This window comes from Bacteroidales bacterium, from assembly GCA_017521245.1.
GTDB lineage: Bacteria > Bacteroidota > Bacteroidia > Bacteroidales > G3-4614 > Caccoplasma_A.
Genome location: JAFXDI010000001.1, coordinates 106,979 through 125,430 on the forward strand (window position 1 = coordinate 106,979; position 18,452 = coordinate 125,430).

The 18,452-nt window shown below is 31.2% G+C and carries 18 protein-coding genes; all 18 read left to right on the forward strand.

Features of this window, described 5'->3' with window-relative positions; translation table 11 throughout:
• Positions 1 to 96: 96 nt before the first annotated feature.
• Positions 97 to 1,221 (forward strand): chain-length determining protein, encoded by a 1,125-nt coding sequence (locus IKK64_00465; protein ID MBR4118534.1) that lies wholly within the window; start codon positions 97 to 99, stop codon positions 1,219 to 1,221.
• A gap of 145 nt (positions 1,222 to 1,366) precedes the next feature.
• Complete coding sequence (locus tag IKK64_00470; protein ID MBR4118535.1) at positions 1,367 to 2,713, forward strand: hypothetical protein; 1,347 nt, start codon at positions 1,367 to 1,369, stop codon at positions 2,711 to 2,713.
• A 26-nt stretch (positions 2,714 to 2,739) separates the two neighbouring features.
• Positions 2,740 to 3,291 carry a hypothetical protein gene (locus IKK64_00475; protein MBR4118536.1) on the forward strand — a complete coding sequence of 184 codons (552 nt, stop codon included), beginning with the start codon at positions 2,740 to 2,742 and terminating at the stop codon, positions 3,289 to 3,291.
• A 5-nt stretch (positions 3,292 to 3,296) separates the two neighbouring features.
• On the forward strand, positions 3,297 to 4,826 hold the full coding sequence (locus tag IKK64_00480) for an oligosaccharide flippase family protein (GenBank protein ID MBR4118537.1): 1,530 nt from the start codon (positions 3,297 to 3,299) through the stop codon (positions 4,824 to 4,826).
• A gap of 6 nt (positions 4,827 to 4,832) precedes the next feature.
• The gene (locus IKK64_00485) at positions 4,833 to 5,618 is read left to right on the forward strand and encodes a glycosyltransferase (protein MBR4118538.1); all 786 of its coding nucleotides are present in this window, start codon (positions 4,833 to 4,835) and stop codon (positions 5,616 to 5,618) included.
• A 2-nt stretch (positions 5,619 to 5,620) separates the two neighbouring features.
• Positions 5,621 to 6,691 (forward strand): glycosyltransferase family 4 protein, encoded by a 1,071-nt coding sequence (locus IKK64_00490; protein ID MBR4118539.1) that lies wholly within the window; start codon positions 5,621 to 5,623, stop codon positions 6,689 to 6,691.
• Positions 6,688 to 7,878, forward strand: a complete 1,191-nt coding sequence (locus IKK64_00495; GenBank protein MBR4118540.1) for a glycosyltransferase — start codon at positions 6,688 to 6,690, stop codon at positions 7,876 to 7,878. The genes IKK64_00490 and IKK64_00495 overlap by 4 nt, the downstream gene beginning before the upstream one ends.
• A 61-nt stretch (positions 7,879 to 7,939) precedes the next feature.
• Positions 7,940 to 8,272, forward strand: a complete 333-nt coding sequence (locus tag IKK64_00500) for a lipocalin-like domain-containing protein (GenBank protein MBR4118541.1) — start codon at positions 7,940 to 7,942, stop codon at positions 8,270 to 8,272.
• 2 nt (positions 8,273 to 8,274) lie between these two features.
• Entirely contained in the window at positions 8,275 to 9,735 is a 1,461-nt protein-coding gene (locus tag IKK64_00505) for a hypothetical protein (GenBank protein ID MBR4118542.1), read from the forward strand.
• An 18-nt stretch (positions 9,736 to 9,753) separates the two neighbouring features.
• Positions 9,754 to 10,317: an acyltransferase gene (locus IKK64_00510; GenBank protein ID MBR4118543.1), complete on the forward strand. Its 564-nt coding sequence runs from the start codon at positions 9,754 to 9,756 to the stop codon at positions 10,315 to 10,317.
• Positions 10,318 to 10,346: 29 nt separating this feature from the next.
• Entirely contained in the window at positions 10,347 to 11,366 is a 1,020-nt protein-coding gene (locus IKK64_00515; GenBank protein ID MBR4118544.1) for a radical SAM protein, read from the forward strand.
• Positions 11,363 to 12,451: a glycosyltransferase family 4 protein gene (locus IKK64_00520; GenBank protein ID MBR4118545.1), complete on the forward strand. Its 1,089-nt coding sequence runs from the start codon at positions 11,363 to 11,365 to the stop codon at positions 12,449 to 12,451. Before IKK64_00515 ends, IKK64_00520 begins: the two co-directional genes overlap by 4 nt.
• A 45-nt stretch (positions 12,452 to 12,496) precedes the next feature.
• Positions 12,497 to 13,909 (forward strand): MBOAT family protein, encoded by a 1,413-nt coding sequence (locus IKK64_00525; protein MBR4118546.1) that lies wholly within the window; start codon positions 12,497 to 12,499, stop codon positions 13,907 to 13,909.
• A gap of 5 nt (positions 13,910 to 13,914) precedes the next feature.
• On the forward strand, positions 13,915 to 14,829 hold the full coding sequence (locus IKK64_00530) for a hypothetical protein (protein MBR4118547.1): 915 nt from the start codon (positions 13,915 to 13,917) through the stop codon (positions 14,827 to 14,829).
• A 10-nt stretch (positions 14,830 to 14,839) separates the two neighbouring features.
• Positions 14,840 to 15,412, forward strand: coding sequence for a hypothetical protein (locus IKK64_00535; GenBank protein ID MBR4118548.1), 573 nt, complete (start codon positions 14,840 to 14,842; stop codon positions 15,410 to 15,412).
• Complete coding sequence (locus IKK64_00540) at positions 15,409 to 16,026, forward strand: hypothetical protein (protein ID MBR4118549.1); 618 nt, start codon at positions 15,409 to 15,411, stop codon at positions 16,024 to 16,026. The genes IKK64_00535 and IKK64_00540 overlap by 4 nt, the downstream gene beginning before the upstream one ends.
• Entirely contained in the window at positions 16,023 to 16,883 is an 861-nt protein-coding gene (locus IKK64_00545; GenBank protein ID MBR4118550.1) for a polysaccharide deacetylase family protein, read from the forward strand. Before IKK64_00540 ends, IKK64_00545 begins: the two co-directional genes overlap by 4 nt.
• 115 nt (positions 16,884 to 16,998) lie before the next feature.
• A complete protein-coding gene (locus IKK64_00550; GenBank protein MBR4118551.1) occupies positions 16,999 to 18,312 on the forward strand; it encodes a UDP-glucose/GDP-mannose dehydrogenase family protein in 1,314 nt (437 codons plus the stop codon).
• Positions 18,313 to 18,452 lie beyond the last annotated feature (140 nt).

Genomic DNA, 18,452 nt, shown 5'->3' on the forward strand with positions numbered 1-18,452 from the left:
ATATATGAATTATAATTCAAATTTAAATTTGAATAAAATTTGTATTACAGATAAATTTACTATATTTGCACTTAATATAGATAAAGAGTCTGAGTTATGAGCGAAAATATTGAAAACACAAAAGAAAATAAGAAAGATGATTCATTGGATTTAATGAAATACATAAAACAACTTCTTCCATATAAAAAACAGATAATAAGGTTAAGTTGTGTAGTATTTGTTTTATCCGTTGTGATTGCTCTATTTATCCCAAAACAATATACAGTAACTATGACATTGGCACCTGAAGCAGGACAAAATGGAGAAGGAATGTTGTCGGGAGTAGCGTCAATGTTTGGTATTGGAGGTATGGGTATGGGAGAGAATGCAGATGCTTTAACAGCTCAACTATATCCCGATATAGTTGCATCAACTCCATTCTTAGTAGATATGCTTGATACTCGAGTAAAAACAGCAAACGGAAAGATAGATACAACATTAGATGTGTATATCTTAAAGCACTATATAACGCTATTCCATAAAATAAAGGGTTTTCCTAAACGTGTAAAAGGGATGATAACAAAACTATGGAAAGAACCCGTTGTTATAGGAGAAGGAAGTAGTTCAAATTACCTATCAGAGATAGATAACGCAAAAGTTTTGATACTTAGGCAGTTATTTGAGGTTGTAGTTGATAAAAAAACAAGCGTTACAACTATAATGGTTACTCTTAATGATCCTATGGTAACAGCTATGGTAGCAGATGCTTTAGTAGAAAAACTACAAGCTAAAATTACTGAGTATCGTGTGGCTAAATCCGTTGATGATTGTGAGTATTGGGAACAAATATATACAGAAAGTAAAGAAGACTACTTTTCAAAACAAGATGAATATGCTCGTTATGTAGATGCAAATAAAAATCTTGTAAAGCAGAGCGTTATAGCGGAACAAGAGCGTTTGTCTAACGAAGCAATATTGGCATATCAAATATATAGCAATGTTGCAACTCAATTACAAGTTGCTCGAGCAAAAGTGCAAGAAGCAAAACCAGCATTTGCAGTAGTTCAGCCTTCAACATTGCCATACGAACAATCAGGAACAGGAAAAACAACAATTGTCTTAGTACTCACATTTTTAGGTGTTGCAGCAATAATAGCATGGTATCTATTTGGAAAAGATTTTTTGATAAAAGCAAAAAATAAATATAAAGAATTTATAAACAAGACAAAGGAATTCAATTAAATCAACTATTAAGAAATAAGAATAGAGAGAGGCTCTCTCTATTCTTATTTAAATTTTTTTAGAAATAATTCTTTATAAATATAATAAATATGATATTCGTTACGTTAACCTTTTAAAAGGTTAACATTTTTTTGAAAAGAGGATTATGTTTATATTTCTGTTGTTAGCACTCTGGTGGTTTAAGAAAGGAAAAAAAGAGTTATCTATTATTACCTTTTTTGGATTCCTAACAGGAGGCTTTCAACTAATACCAGATGCCGTATTTGCATTCCCTGTCTCAATAAAACCAACTGATTATGCAATACTCTATCTTTTAGGAGTAATAGCAATGGAGTATTTTTCAGGTAAACGAAAAGAACTCATTGATGTACTCCCTAAATTTACTCTCATATTTCTCTCATTCATTGTATTAGCAGCAGGAGTAAGTATTTTTATATATCATATTCCTATTGTAGAGGTTATAAAGAATACAAGGCAATATTTTCTTCTATTATCTCCAATACTCTTTTATACACTCTCAAAAGAAGAACTACAAAACGTAGTAAAATTTCTTTTTAAAATAACTCTCTTTTTGAGCATTCTTTACTCTTTGCAACCTATGTTGGATATGCCTATATTACAAGGCCATTATACTGAGGGAAAAACACCCCTCTTTGGAATGTTTGAAATAGCACGCTTTTATAATACACCAATATATCATAACTTTTTCTTCTTATTCGCTTTATATAATTCAGAGTTTACAAAAAAACAGAAATTAGTATATCTCTCAATATTGGTATTGCCAATATTTTTGTGTATGCACAGAAGTTTATTATTGGCATTTATATTGGTTGTCCTTTATAATCATTTTAGAGAAAAAATAAAAAAGATATATCCTATTCTTATTGTGATATTTGTTGCATTAATACCTTTCTTAGGAGTAATACAAGGTAATCTCCTTGAGACAAAAATTGCACAAGATATTATTGGCTCTGTTGAGATAGAACCCGAAGATTTTGTAGCAGGAACATTAGATGATGCTACATTTACTTTTAGAGTATTACACTTTTTGGAACGGCTCTATTATGCATCAGAAGATTGGATAACATTACTATTTGGGTTGGGATTTATGTCGGAGGGTTCTGACTATACAATTAATAATTTTGACTTTATAGTAGGGCTTGAGAATGAGGAGACGGGTTTTGTTGATCAGGTGAATACTGCTGATATAGCATGGTCTCTATTTGTAATACGTCTTGGTTTAATAGGAACTATTGTATATTTAATTTACTATTTCTTATTGATGAGGTTTTTTAATAAGAGATATAATAAACCCATCGCAAAATCAATATTTTTAGCAATGTGTCTAATATTTATATTAACATTTACAGGAGTAAGAATATTAGATATGGAAACAATAACTTTTATTTTATTAGTCTATGTCTTGTTGCAAAAGAATGAAATAAATGTAAATAATGAAGAAGATAACCTATTGTCAAAAGAGAATAATTAAACAAAGTATAATACTAAAAGAATTCAATGTATTATAATTACAATTTGAATATGACGCTCTATCCTTATAGTGTTGAGGAGATATTAAAACTATATAAACAACACCCTGATGGAGCAACCTTTACATTTAGGATTTTACACTTTTTAGAGCGTCTATATTACGCATCTGACGAGTGGATAACTTTACTATTCGGTTTAGGATTTATGTCTGAAGGCTCTGATTATACAATGAATAACTTCGATTTTATTGTGGGTATTGAAAATGAGGAAACAGGTTTTGTAAATCAGGTTGATACATCAGATATTGCATGGTCTCTATTTGTAATACGATTTGGGATAGTAGGAACAATACTATACCTGATCTATTATTTTACCATAGTAAACTTCTTTAATAAAAAATATAAATCTGATACACTTGCAAAGGTTGTATTCTCTGTATTGGGCGTAATATTTATAACCTCATTTACAAGCGTACAAATATTAAGCATGGAGTTTATATCGCTGATATTACTTGTCTATATTTTACTAAAGAAGCAGGAGATAGAAAATACTGCAAATAAGGAATATTTAAATAGTTAATATATATGACACAAAAAAGTCTATTGATAAAAAATTCAACAATTGGTATACTTAAGATTGTGGCAGTAGCCATATTAACCTTTTTGTGTGTACCAATATATATTGATCACTTAGGAGTTGAGTCTTATGGGGTTTTTGCTCTTGTCTCAATACTTGGAAATTTGAACGTCTTCTCTTCATTTGGTTTAAATAGTGCGTTGTTGGTATTTCTCTCAAAACAAGGAAAAACAGAGGAATCACAACGCGATATTGTTGTAGTTCTATTCTCAACAATAGTGATAGCAATATTACTTTGCTCTTTACTATATATCTTTAAAACACCCATAATAGAGAATATATTTGGTGTGCCTCAAGAGTTTGTATATTCATCAAGTTGTTTATATGATTATCTGTTGTTGGCTAATCTTTTATTGATTGTGGGGCAGGTTGCTGTATCAATAATAGATGCATTGCAAAAAATATATATATCAAATATAATACAATTTATATATAATTTAATATATTGGATAGGTCTTATAGTAGTGGTTATTAGTGGAGGTACTTTAGCTGAAGTTGGAATACCTCTATTCTTATCTGCCTTAGTATGGTTTATCCTAATATTTTGGAAAGCACGCTCATTGTGGGGAAGTTTTAAATTGACACAACCCATACGTCCTCACTTAAAAAGAGCCTTTCTAAAACAATTCTCATACGGGGCAAAAATATTTACAGCAGGTTTTTGCAGTTTCTTTTTAGAACCACTATCAAAAATATTGGTGTCAAAATTTGTTGGAATAGATTTAGTTGCGTTCTACGATATAGCACTCCGTATAAAACATCAAGTAGCAGGATTGTTCCAAAAAGCTACATATCCGCTCTTTCCCTATATATCAGAACAACACAAATCTCCTCAATTAAACGAGAAGATTGCAGATATGAGTAAAAAAATACAGCTGTTGGTTACCTCTCTCGCTATGGTTATCCTATTTACATTTCCTGTTTTAGTAAAACTTTGGTTGGGAGAAGATTATACAACAACAACTCTGATATATATATTGGCAATAACTATATCATATATTCTTTTTTCACCAACTATTATACCTATATACTACTATTTACAATCAAAAAATATGGCAGATAGGAATATATATATGCACTTAGGAGGGGTAGTTTTAAATATATTGGTATTCTTTATGTTATATAAAATTACAGGAGAATATGCTATTATTATTTCAAATACGGCATCTGTCTTATTTGGATATTTGTTAGGTCTTTATTATATGAAAAAGTATAATGATTTAAAAGTTGTATCACTATTAAAATATTATATAACAATACTTTTATGGGTTGTAATTTCCGGAGGTATCTGTTATGTGTTAAAATGCTATATTGTGCCGGAAACTATTTTTGATGTACTGCTCTATCCTTTGGTAATAATATTAATTTTAGTTATCTTTACCAAAACAGGATATTTGATAAATAAATCAGATATAGAGAGATATTTGGGAACAATGCCCAAAGTAAGAAATATTGCAACAAAACTTTTAATAAAATAAAGAGATATGGAAAAAGAGGACGTATTGGTAACCATTGTAACTCCCTCATATAATCAAGGACAATTTATAGAGGATACAATTAAGAGTGTACTTAACCAAACCTATAAAAACATACAATATATAGTTGTTGATGGAGCATCAACCGATAATACAATGGAGGTTGTTGAGCGTTACCGCGATAAGATTGATATTATAATAAGTGAAAAAGATAAAGGACAAACCGATGCTATAAATAAAGGATTTAAGTTAGCAAAAGGGGAATTGGTGGGTTGGATAAATTCTGATGATATGCTCTATCCTTATTGTGTTGAGGAGATAGTAAAACTATATAAACAACACCCTGATGGAGCAATATTTTATGGTTCAAGAATAGAAATGATTGATTCTAAAAATAATCATATAAGATTTTGGGATAACCATATAAAAAACAGGAAAAGACTCCTAACAGAAAATTATGATGTTTCACAGCAGGGATCATTCTATAAGAGAGATATAGTTCATAAAGTGAATTATTTGGATGAGAGCATCTATTATTGTATGGATTTAGATTTGTTTCTTAAATTATTAAAATTTGGAGATATATACTCTATTGATGATAAACCTTTGGCTCAATTCAGGCTATGGGAAGAGGCTAAGACTGCAACAGGTAAAATAAAATTTATTAAAAATATTCGTGAGAGATTATATCTTTATGACGCAAAAATTTATAATAAATCAATACTTACCACATACTATTGGCAGATACGATTCATATTAACAGATATTATAAAAGCAATTCTTAGAATAAAATAGATATGAAAATTGTTCACGTTGTATATGCTTTCGACCTTGGAGGTATTGAAACTATGCTTGTAAATATTGTAAATGAGCAGGTGTCATTAGGACATGATATTTCCATAATATGTTTAAATGATTTAGTGAATAAAGAATTGCGAGAAGCAATAGATGAACGAGTAAATTTTTGTTGTATAGGACGTCCATTAGGTTCAAAAAACCCATACTATATTTTTAAATTTAACTATAAAATATATAAATCAAACGCAGATATAATACACGTTCATTCTCCTTCGTTAATAAAATATTTTATATTACATAGTTTAAAAAATAGAACTTGTGTAACCCGTCATGATGTTTCAAATATTGTAGAGCAGAGATATTTGACAAAATACGTAAAAGCATTTTCAATATCCGAAGCAGTAAAAAATGATATATATACTTCCGTCGGTGTTGATTCAACAATAGTGTTAAATGGTATTAATATATCAAAAATAAGAAGTACTATATCACTAAAAAGAGGACCTGTATTTAAAATACTTCATATAAGCAGATTAATTCATCAAAAGAAAGGTCAACATATACTTATTGAAGCAATAAAAAGAGTAAAAGATAGAGGTTATAAAGTTTCTGTAGATTTTATTGGAGAAGGACCGTCATTTGATTATTTAACAGAGTTGATAAAAAAATTAGAGTTAGAGAATGAAGTTAAACTTATAGGTGCAAAATCACAACAATATATATTTGAGCATCTTTGTGAGTATGACCTATTTGTTCAGCCTTCAATATTTGAAGGTTTCGGACTTACAGTAGCAGAAGCAATGGCAGCAAAAGTACCCGTGTTAGTATCTGAGAATCAAGGACCTTTAGAGATAATAGATAATGGCAAATATGGATATTCTTTTAAGAATGGCGATGCTGAAGATTGTGCAAATAAAATTATTGAAATAATAGAACAAGGAGTTGATAGCAATATGATTGAAGCAGCATATAAACGAGTTGAAGAAAACTACTCGGTAAAGCAAACTGCAATTAATTATATTAACGAGTATAAAGCTATATTAGAATCTAATAAGCATAAAAACGTATGAAACAAAAAATTTTGTTAGTAAATAAATTCTACTATAATAGAGGAGGAGATTGTATTCAAACCATAAATCTCCGTAAAATATTAGAAGAAAATGGACACGAAGTTGCAGTTTTTTCAATGCAATTTTCTCAAAACATTCCTTCGGGATATGATAACTATTATCCATCAGAAGTTAGTTTTTCTGGTGGTATAAAGAATAAACTGAAAGCCGCAGCACGTATATTTGGTATAGGTGATGTTAAGAAACAATTTCTTAAATTGCTAAAAGATTTCAATCCTGATGTGGTTCATCTTCATAATATACACTCATATCTCTCTCCAGTGGTTGCCAAATTAGCAAAGAGGCAAGGATGTAAGGTAATATGGACAATGCACGATTATAAATTGGCATGTCCGTCATATTCATGTTTATACAATGGAAAACCTTGTGAATTGTGTCTTACGGATAAAATGGGAGTGCTTAAAACTCGCTGTATGAAAGGTAGTTTGGTTGCAAGTATATTGGCATATTTAGAGGCAAGATATTGGAACTTGAAGAAATTAATTAAATATACCGATACTTTTATCTGTCCAAGTGAATTTATGGGACAGATGATGATAAAAGCAGGAATTCCTAAATCTAAGATAGTAGTAAAGAGTAACCCTATCTTAGAACAAAAAGATACATCTGTTGTAAAAGAGAATATATCAGACTATTATTGTTATGTAGGTCGTCTATCTCAGGAGAAGGGTGTTGAAACTCTATTAAAAGCTGCAAGCGAGTTACCATATAAACTCAAAATAGCAGGTTCGGGACCATTAGAAGAGGAGTTTAGAAATAGATATAGTTCAGACAAAATTGAATTTTTAGGACAAATATCTCGTGAAGAAGTAGTAACTTTGTTATCAGAGGCAATGTTCTCAGTTGTACCTTCGGAGTGGTACGAAAATAATCCAGGTAGTGTAATAGAATCATTATGCATGGGAACTCCTGTAATTGGAGCAAAGATAGGAGGTATTCCAGAACTAATATCAGAAGATAACGGATTATTATATGAGGCATTTAACAAAGAGTCATTAAGTAATGCTATATCAGTAATGGCAATAAAATATCTGGAATACAATAGAGAAGCAATGACAAAAAAAGCAAATATGAGATTTGTTGCTCAGAATTATTACAATGAAATAAAACTTATATATAGTGCATAAATATTATTTTATACTATTATTTGTATTGTTCCTCTCTTGCTCAAAAGATAATGAAGCAAAGTTGGAAGGAAGGTGGCAAACAACTACAATAGAGTCTGCTCAAAATTTTCTTGAAACAGATTCTCTCTTTTGGTGTTTCGATAGTGGAGTGTGTGAGATACAAACTTTGCAATCAACAACACCACATTATGCTGAGCGTATATATGCAAATTATCTTATTAATGATAATATAATTAAGATATCAGTTCCTAAAACATATTTTAGTAAGGCAAAGAACAATAAATATTTAGACTGGAATACTCCAGAACGCAAATTTGAAATAAGAGAGTTATCTGCAAAATCATTGAAGTTATCAGTTAACGATACAATATATTCATTCCGTAAATATTATTGAGTATGAAGCGTATAATTTTATTTGTAACATTGACGCTTTCTCTAATGTTTTCGGCGTCAGCAAAAGATTTTAACCTCTCATACAATGCTGAGGCAAACATTATATGTGGAGGAGGAGATTACACTCCGTTCTGGATGATGAACAATACTCATGGAGTTGTATCGGATAAAAACAATAGTGGGTATTTACGATTAGGGTTATATAAAGAGGTTGCGGAGGATAAGAAATTTTCATATTCATTTGGATTGGAGGTTGTGGGGGCATACAGAAATGAAGCACCTATATATCTGCAACAGGCATATTTTGATGCCAAACTAAAAAATTGGAGCATATTTGCAGGTGCAAGAGAGGAGAAAACAATTCTATGGGATGAGGAATTGAGTAGCGGAGGAATGGTAAATAGCGGGAATGCTCGTCCTATCCCTCAAATATATGTAGGACTTCCTCAATTCACACAAGTACCAGGAACAAAAGGTTGGTTTCATGTGCGAGGAGGATTATCGTATGGATGGTTTGTTGATTACCCCTATCAAAAAGATTTTAAGACAGATGGAATGCAATACACTAAAAATCTATTGTATCATCGTAAGAATATAGTCTTTAAAATAGGTCATAACGCAAAACCTTTATATGGTTTAATAGGTATTGATATGGCAACTCAATTTGGTGGTACGGTATATGATTATAGAGGTAATCAGACTGTTGTATTTCCATCAGGGATAAAAGAGTATTTAAAAGTTTTTATTCCTCTTTCTGGAGGAGAAGATTCTCCCGATATTGATCAAGTAAACGTATCGGGTAATCATTTGGGTATATATATACTTGCTTTAGGTTATAAGAAAAAAGATTGGGAAGTAAAAGCATATTACGAACACTTTTTTGATGACCACTCAGGAATGACCTTCCGCAATAAGTTTGATGGATTATGGGGTTTGTCTTATCGTTCAACCAAACAATTCTATATCGAGGGTGTAACATTTGAGATAATGAATGCAACAAATCAGAGTGGACCATTTCTTTGGGATGAAACCTCTGAAATTCCAGTACAAGTGAGTGCAGGTGACAACTACTATGCACACGTTGTATATAATGGTTGGGTTCATCGCGGACACACAATGGGTACTCCGTTTATAACATCTCCTTTATATAATAAAGATGGATATTTAGGATTTACAAATAATATAACTCGAGCATTTTATGGAGGGGTTGATGGAACAATAATAGAAGGATTACGATATAAACTACTTGTTTCGCATCAACGAGGTTGGGGAACACCCTATGCTCCATATACAAATATAAAACATCAGTTTGCATCAAAGTTGCAATTGAGTTATACTAACAAAAAAGTGAAAGGATGGAACTTCTCTCTTGCAGGAGCATTTGATAAAGGAACGCTATTTGGCGATAATTGGGGAGTACAAATCGGAGTACGAAAACAAGGCTTTTTAATTGATAAAAAATAATTTTAAAATAATATAGATATGGGAATTATAAATCGATCAAAGGTAAAACAGTTTTTAATATCAGGTTGTTATGATACACCTGAAAATTATCTTCGTAAACATGGAGTAAAAATAGGTATAGGTTGTAGTATCTCTCCATGTCATTTATCTACATCAGAAGGCTATTTAATAGAAATAGGAGATTATTGCCGTATTGCAAAAGATACAGAATTTTTCACACATGGAGGGATTTATTGTTTGCAAATACGGTATAATGATCCAGATTTAGATTGGTTTGGAAAAATTAAAATAGGAAATTATGTTTCAATAGGTGAGGGGTGTAAAATAATGGCAGGAGTAGAAATTGGAGATAATGTAATAATTGGTGCAGGTTCGGTAGTTACAAAAAGTATCCCCTCTGGATATATGGTTGCAGGCAATCCAATTAAACATATAGGTTATACCGATGAGTGGTATAAAAAACTGAAAGAGGTTGATTTGAAAACTGGCAGAATGAATATGACTGATAAAGAGAAATATTTATTATCTTTGCCAGATGATAAATTTGTGAAGAAACCTTATATTAAGTGTAAAGAAAAATAATAGAAAACGACCAATAAAAAATAAAAATTATGGGAGCAGTGCAACAACCAACAGATATGTGTATTATCGTTACATATCGTTGTCCAATGAAGTGCCAGATGTGTAATATCTGGAAGAATCCAACAGAGAAAAGTGAGGAGATAACAATTGAACAAATAAAGAAACTTCCTAATGTAAAGTTCATAAATATAACAGGAGGAGAGCCTTTTGTAAGAGAGGATTTAGAAGACATTATTGAAGTCTGTTTTCAAAAGTCACCTCGTGTAGTAATCTCAACATCGGGTTGGTTTGAGGATAGAGTAATTAAGATGGCTCAACGTTTCCCAAATATAGGAATAAGAATAAGTATAGAGGGGTTATCTCAAAAAAATGATGAGTTGCGAGGACGTCAAGGAGGATTTGATAAAGGCTTAAGAACTCTATTGACATTAAAGAATATGGGCATAAAGGATATAGGATTTGGAATAACTGTATCAAACCATAATTCTGCCGATATGCTTTCGTTGTATAAACTATCAAAATCATTGGGAATGGAGTTTGCAACAGCAGCATTCCATAACTCATACTATTTCCATAAAGATGATAATCAAATAACAAATAAAGATGAAGTATGTGGAAACTTTAAAACACTAATGGAGTGGCAATTAAAGGAGAATAGTCCTAAATCTTGGTTTAGAGCATACTTCAATATGGGACTTATTAATTATATACATGGTAATCGCCGTTTATTACCATGCGAAGCAGGCCTTGTAAACTTCTTTGTTGATCCTTTTGGAGAGGTATATCCTTGTAATGGAATGGAGGAGAAACATTGGAAAGAGAGTATGGGTAATATAAAAGATGTTGAGTCGTTTGATGAGATTTGGCAAAGCGAACAAGCAAATAGGATAAGAGAGAAGGTCCGTAATTGCCCAAAAAATTGTTGGATGGTAGGAACAGCATCTCCCGTGATGAAGAAATATATTACAACACCCATGAAGTGGGTAATGAAAAATAAATGGAATACAATAACAGGAAAACCCATTTCAATAGAGCTTAACGATAAATGAAAATTGTAGTTACAGGTACTCGTGGAATACCAGGGATACAAGGTGGCGTAGAGTCGCATTGCGAGGAGTTATATCCTTTGTTGGTAGATGATAATCATCAAGTTGTTGTGGTTCGCAGAAAGGAGTATATATCTAAAGGATACGAAACTACAGAATATCGTGGTGTTAAAATCAAAGATATTTCATGTTTAAAGACAAAACATTTTGAAGCGGTAATCCATACCCTATTGGCAGTATTATATGCAAGATTCACAAATGCAGATGTAGTACATATTCATGCGATAGGTCCTTCAATAGTTGTCCCATTTGCTCGCTTATTGGGGTTGAAAGTGGTAACAACTCATCATGGTCCAGATTATGACCGCCAAAAGTGGGGTAAATTCTCAAAGTGGATATTACGATTAGGTGAAAAATGGGGTGCAAAATACTCTAATAGGGTGATAGTGATATCAAAGCATATAAAGAATATAATAAACACCAAATACCCATCGCAAAAGCAAGTTCACTTAATACATAACGGAGTAAATTTAAGTTGCACATCCAATTCGGCAGATTATCTTAAAGAGTTAGGCTTAGAAAAGAGTTCATATATCTTAGCTGTTGGACGATTTGTAGAAGAGAAAGGTTTTGACCTTTTAGTTGAAGCATATAAGAATATTGGATGTAAAGAGAAATTGGTAATAGCAGGAGGAGCTGATCATGAATCAAAATACTCTCTAAAACTCAAAGAGATGGCTAAAGAGAATGGTGTGATTTTAACAGGCTTTATCCAAAAAGATAAACTTTCGCAACTCTACTCAAATACAAAACTATTTGTTCTCCCATCATATCACGAAGGCTTGCCAATTGCTCTTTTAGAGGCAATGAACTCTAAAGCAGATGTATTGGTAAGTGATATACCTGCAAATACAGAGGTGGGATTAGATAAAGATTGTTATTTTGAATGTGGTAATATAAAATCGTTAGAGAAACAATTAACTTCAAAATTATCAAACGAGAGTAATAAGGTTGAGTATGATATGTCAAAATATAATTGGAATTATATTGCTCAACAAGTAAAAGATGTATATGATTCGTTGATGTAGATTCATAATATAGGAAAATAAAATATATAAAAGTTTCATTACTTTATGCTATTTAATTCATTAAGTTTTTTACTATTCTTTCCAATAGTATCCATATTATATTGGGTGTTACCTCATAAATTCAGAAATAGTATGCTTTTAATAGCAAGCTATTATTTTTATATGAATTGGGAGCCCATTTATGCTATTCTTATAGCAATTACTACAATAACAACATGGTTTTGTGGTAATATGTTGGAGAAGAGTAGTGAGCATAAAAAGATATATCTATCAACAGTTATTATCTTAAATCTATTAATATTATTTATATATAAATATTTGAACTTTGTAACCGAATCGGTTTTTTGGGGTCTTGAATATTTAGGAATAAGAATGGATGTTCCCCACTTTGACTTATTACTTCCAGTGGGTATATCATTTTATACATTTCAAGCAATTGGTTATATAATTGATGTTTATAGAGGAACTATCAATGCCGAAAAAAATTTAGCAACATATGCTCTATTTGTAAGTTTTTTCCCTCAATTAGTAGCTGGACCTATAGAACGAGCAAAGAATCTATTGCCACAATTTCATACTAAACATACTTTTAATGGAGATATTTTTATTGAAGGTATAAAATTAATGGTATGGGGATATTTTATGAAATTGGGTATCGCCGAAAATGTAGCACCATATGTTGATGCAGTTTATAATAATATGGTGCAACACAATGGAACATCAATATTATTTGCAACCTTCCTTTTTACATTTCAGATTTTTTGTGATTTTGGAGGATACTCTCTTATTGCTATTGGTGCTGCTAAATGTATGGGCTTTGATTTGATGCAGAATTTTAACAGACCATATTTGGCAAGATCTATGAGAGATTTTTGGAGACGATGGCATATCTCATTATCATCATGGTTTGCCGATTATGTATATATTCCTATGGGCGGAAGTAGATGTTCTGCAATAAAGCATCAAAGAAACCTATTTCTTACAATGTTTATAAGTGGTATATGGCACGGTGCCAATTGGACTTTTATATTATGGGGTGTATATCATGGTATTTTGCAGGTACTAAATGCTATAAAACGTAAAATCTCTTGGCTCGATTATGGAGAAGGTAACATATTTGTAAAAATAGGAGAAGTTATATTTACTTTCTTGTTGGCAATGTTTGGTTGGATATTCTTTAGAGCAAACAATGTAAATGATGCGTTTATGGCATTTGAAAAAATATTTACTCAGCCAGGATTGTTATATAACGGAGATGGAAAACCAACAACCATAATGTTTTTGGGATTGATAGCACTCTTAATGTTTAAAGAACTTAAAGACGAATTAAAACTAAATATACACCTATTACATAATAAAAATTATATAATATCTTCAGTAGTCACAGCATTAATGATAATCTTACTTCTAATGTGCGCGAAGTTTGAAGGTGGACAATTTATATATTTTCAATTCTAAATAATATGAAACGATTAGTTATATTTCTTGTTATAATTATAACTACTATATTCTTAGTAGATATTCTCTTTGGAATATTTAGTAGGCATTATGTTCAGAATTATAAAATACCAGGAGATTATAGAACTATTGATTATTTAATTAAGGATACAAAAGATGACGTTATTATTATAGGGAGTAGTGTCGCATTAAATAGTGCAATTCCACAAATAATAGAAGATTCTTTAAATATGACAGTATGGAATGGAGCATGTAATGGACAAGGATTACCCTATTTTGAGACAATGTTGGAAGCAATATTTTCTCATCATAAGCCTGATATTATTTTATGGGGAATGAGAGAAGATGAACTAAATAATTATAATAAAGGAAGTCGATATAATATGCTTGCTCCTTATTATGGGCTTGGATACAAAACATTAGATAATTATATTGAAGAAGGAACGTGGTTTGATAAATTAATGGCTAAATCAAACCTTTACCGATATAATACAATTTGGATTAGGATATTACTATATAACTTTATTGAACCTGGCGAAAAAGGAGAAAGAGGCTTTATTGCAAAAGGAATACCTTCGTTGCCACCATATATGATAGAGGAGACAGGTGATACAGAAATAGAAAAAATAGGTATTGATAAGTTTAAAACAATTGTTGATTTGTGTAATAAGAATAATGTTGAGTTAATATGTTTTGTGCCTCCTGTATATAAGAAATATATTAAACAATCTCAGGCTCTTGAAGTAACAAAGCAATTATGTAGAGAAAAAAATATACTTATATATGACGCATTGCAAGATAGTACATTTATAAATGACTCATCACTCTTCTTTGATAATGACCATTTAAACATTGAGGGTGCAAAAATTTTCTCGTATAAACTATCAAGTTATTTGCGAAATATAAGTATAAACAATTAATAATCAATATATGAAGTCAAAGATAATAATATTCACACTATTTTTTTTAATAATATGTGGGTGTAAGAATGAGGATGAGAGATGGCTCTCATTTATTGGGGACTCAGAAGTGGCGAGATGGGATTTGCAGTTTTATTTCCCGAATCTTTTGACAGAGAACAAAGGTAAGTCTGCTTCAGGAATTGATTATATAAAGAGTATGGCATACTCAATGACAGGAAAAGATGTAGTAGTATTATTCGGAACAAATGATATATATAAATTAACAAATGAGGCTAAGTTAAATGAATATGTTGCAGAATATATTAATGCAATAACATCTTTAAATGCTGACAATACCTATCTGATTTCAATATTACCCCGAAATTTTAATAATGAAGGTAAAGGTATAAATAAAAAGATAGAAGAACTTAATGATCGGATAAAGCAAGAGGCGATAAAACAGAATATAACCTTTGTTGATGTATATAGTAAATTATTGAAAGATGAATCAATAAATATGCAATATTCATATGATGGTTTACATTTGAACAATTATGGCTACGAGTTACTAACTTATGAACTTAATAAATATTTAAAATGAAAAGTAGTACTAAAAAAATATTCCTATCTATTTGTTTGCTATTTTGCATTAATAATATATATTCTCAATTAAACGTAGGATTGAGAGATATTAGATATGCTTATGTGTCATATGAATTTAAAAATGACTGGGAGGCAAAGTTAGAACATTCAATATACTCCGAGAAATTTGGATTTCAGAAAATCAGAGCATATATGGCATATCGCCATACATGGGGTAATTTCACATTAAAAGCAAATGCATATGCAAGTACATTGTGGAATGCCGATTATCAAGATTTTGGAGCTAATGTTTCTGCTGGATACAAAATTTTAAAACCATGGAATATTGAGGCAACCGTAAATCCTCATTATGATACAGAAAATAAATACAAAACCTTTTTCAATGTCTCTACCGATGTGCAAATAATTAAATATTTAGGAGTAATTGCGCAATACACCACCATACCTGAGTATCGTTTGTCTGAGAATAGGGTAAGAGCAGGATTTATATTCTCTTATGGCGGATTATCAGTAACACCAATGCTTTCAATACCAGTAGATGGAAAGGTGAAATCATTGAGAGTTTTATGTAGTTTTGAGTATAAATTTAAATTTAGAAAAAATAAAGCATGAGAAGATTTATTTCAATAATATTTTTTTTTATTGTATTTATAACTTTCGAATCTAAATCACAATCATTCTATACAATAATAGATGATGATGCATCATCTGTAGAGAGTATAGATAATATTAAAAATATATGTGATAAAGAAGGAGTAAAGATTTCATTTGCAGTTATAGCTCAGAACTTAATAAAAAATGAAACCATAAAAGACTCTTTATTATCATTTCAACAACAAGGATTTCATATTTGTAATCACTCTTTAACCCACAAAGCATGTGTATGGGAAGATGTAGATATTGTTGCAATAGAAGAAGAGATACAAACTTCAAACTATATATTGGATAGTTTAGGTTTTGTGAATCATAACTATTTTGTTTATCCTTACGGAAAATTTTCAGAAGAAGATTATTTCAATATACTCCCATATATAAAAGATAAATATAGGTTAGCATTTAATAGTAGGGGATATGATTGCGATTTAAAAGATTTTAATAGGTATTATATCAATCGATTTCCGGTGAGTAAACATGAGAATATATCAATAGTGAAAAACAAGATTGATAGAGCAGTAGAAAAAGGAAATTGGATAGTTTTTCTAACGCATAGTGCTAATCAACGAGATTATTCCTCAGAATACTTATCAGAAATAATAGAATATTGTAATAAAAAAGGATTACAATGTTTAACAGTAGATGAGGGATATGAAAGAGTTTCACAATTAGAGTCTAATAGTAAAATATACGAATGGAAAAATAGAGATGAGTTATATTCGGCGATAATGATGCATATTTGGCATATTCTGTTATTTATAACACTTGCCTCTCTGGTAATAGTATTACTATATATATTTAAATATAAAAGATAGAAGATTATAATTGTAACGTTATTCTTAATAAGAAGTATTTTATTTAACTTAAATCAATTATATGATTTATCTATAATAATTAATTATCTTTGCCGTAACTATATAAACAATATTAATGAACATAGCAGTAGTAGGAACGGGATATGTAGGTTTAGTAAGTGGCACTTGCTTTTCGGAGATGGGTGTTAATGTAACCTGCGTAGATGTTGATAAAAATAAGATAGAGGCACTTAAAAATGGTAAAGTGCCTATCTATGAACCGGGCCTTTCAGAGATGGTAATACGTAACCAACGCGAAGGTCGTTTATCGTTTACTACTTCGCTGGCAGAGTGCATTGATGATGTTGAGGTAGTTTTTAGTGCCGTAGGAACACCTCCTGATGAAGACGGAAGCGCCGACTTACAATATGTTCTTGCTGTTGCAAAAACATTTGGAGAGAGCATAAAAAAATACACAGTTCTTGTAACAAAATCAACGGTACCTGTTGGAACAGCGCAAAAGGTAAAAGCCGTAATTGAACAAGAATTGGCAAAGCGAGGAGAGCAGATACCCTTTGATGTTGCAAGTAATCCTGAGTTCTTAAAAGAGGGAGCAGCCATAAAAGATTTTATGAGTCCCGATAGGGTAGTGGTAGGAGTAGAGAGTGACAGAGCAAAAGAGTTGATGACAAAACTCTATCGTCCATTCTTGTTAAATAACTTCCGTGTTATATTTACCGATATACCAAGTGCTGAAATGATTAAGTATGCGGCAAACTCAATGTTAGCAACACGAATAAGTTTTATGAATGATATTGCCAACCTATGCGAGTTAGTAGGAGCGGATGTAAATATGGTGCGTAAAGGAATAGGAAGCGACTCTCGCATTGGAACAAAATTCTTATACCCGGGTTGTGGATATGGAGGTAGTTGTTTTCCAAAAGATGTAAAGGCTCTTATAAAGACAGCCGAGAGCAAAGGTTACTCAATGGAGGTATTAAAGGCTGTTGAGAGTGTAAACGAGAAGCAAAAACATATATTATTTAACAAACTCAATACCTATTTTGGTGGTGAGTTAAAAGGAAAGCATATTGCACTTTGGGGTTTATCGTTTAAACCGGAAACAGATGATATGCGAGAGGCAACATCTCTTGTAACCATATCACTCTTAAAACAAGCTGGAGCGGTAGTAAAGGTGTATGACCCAGTTGCTATGGATGAGTGTCGTCGCCGTTTAGGAGAAGATGTTGAATACGCAACAGATATGTACGATACCCTTTTAGATGCTGATGCTCTGCTAATACTAACCGAGTGGAAACAATTTCGCCTACCAAACTGGCAAGTTGTTAAGCGAGTAATGAGTAATCCTCTAATAATAGATGGCAGGAATATTTATGATTCAGAGGAGTTGATGTCACTTGGTTTTGATTATTATTGTATAGGAAAATAGATATACTTGATAAGAAAAATTAAAACAAGCAATATAAATAAAGGACAGAGTATTCTGTCCTTTATTTATATTGTATATTGAATAACATATCAAAAATAAGTTATTTATATCTCTTTTATAGTATTAAAATATAGATATAA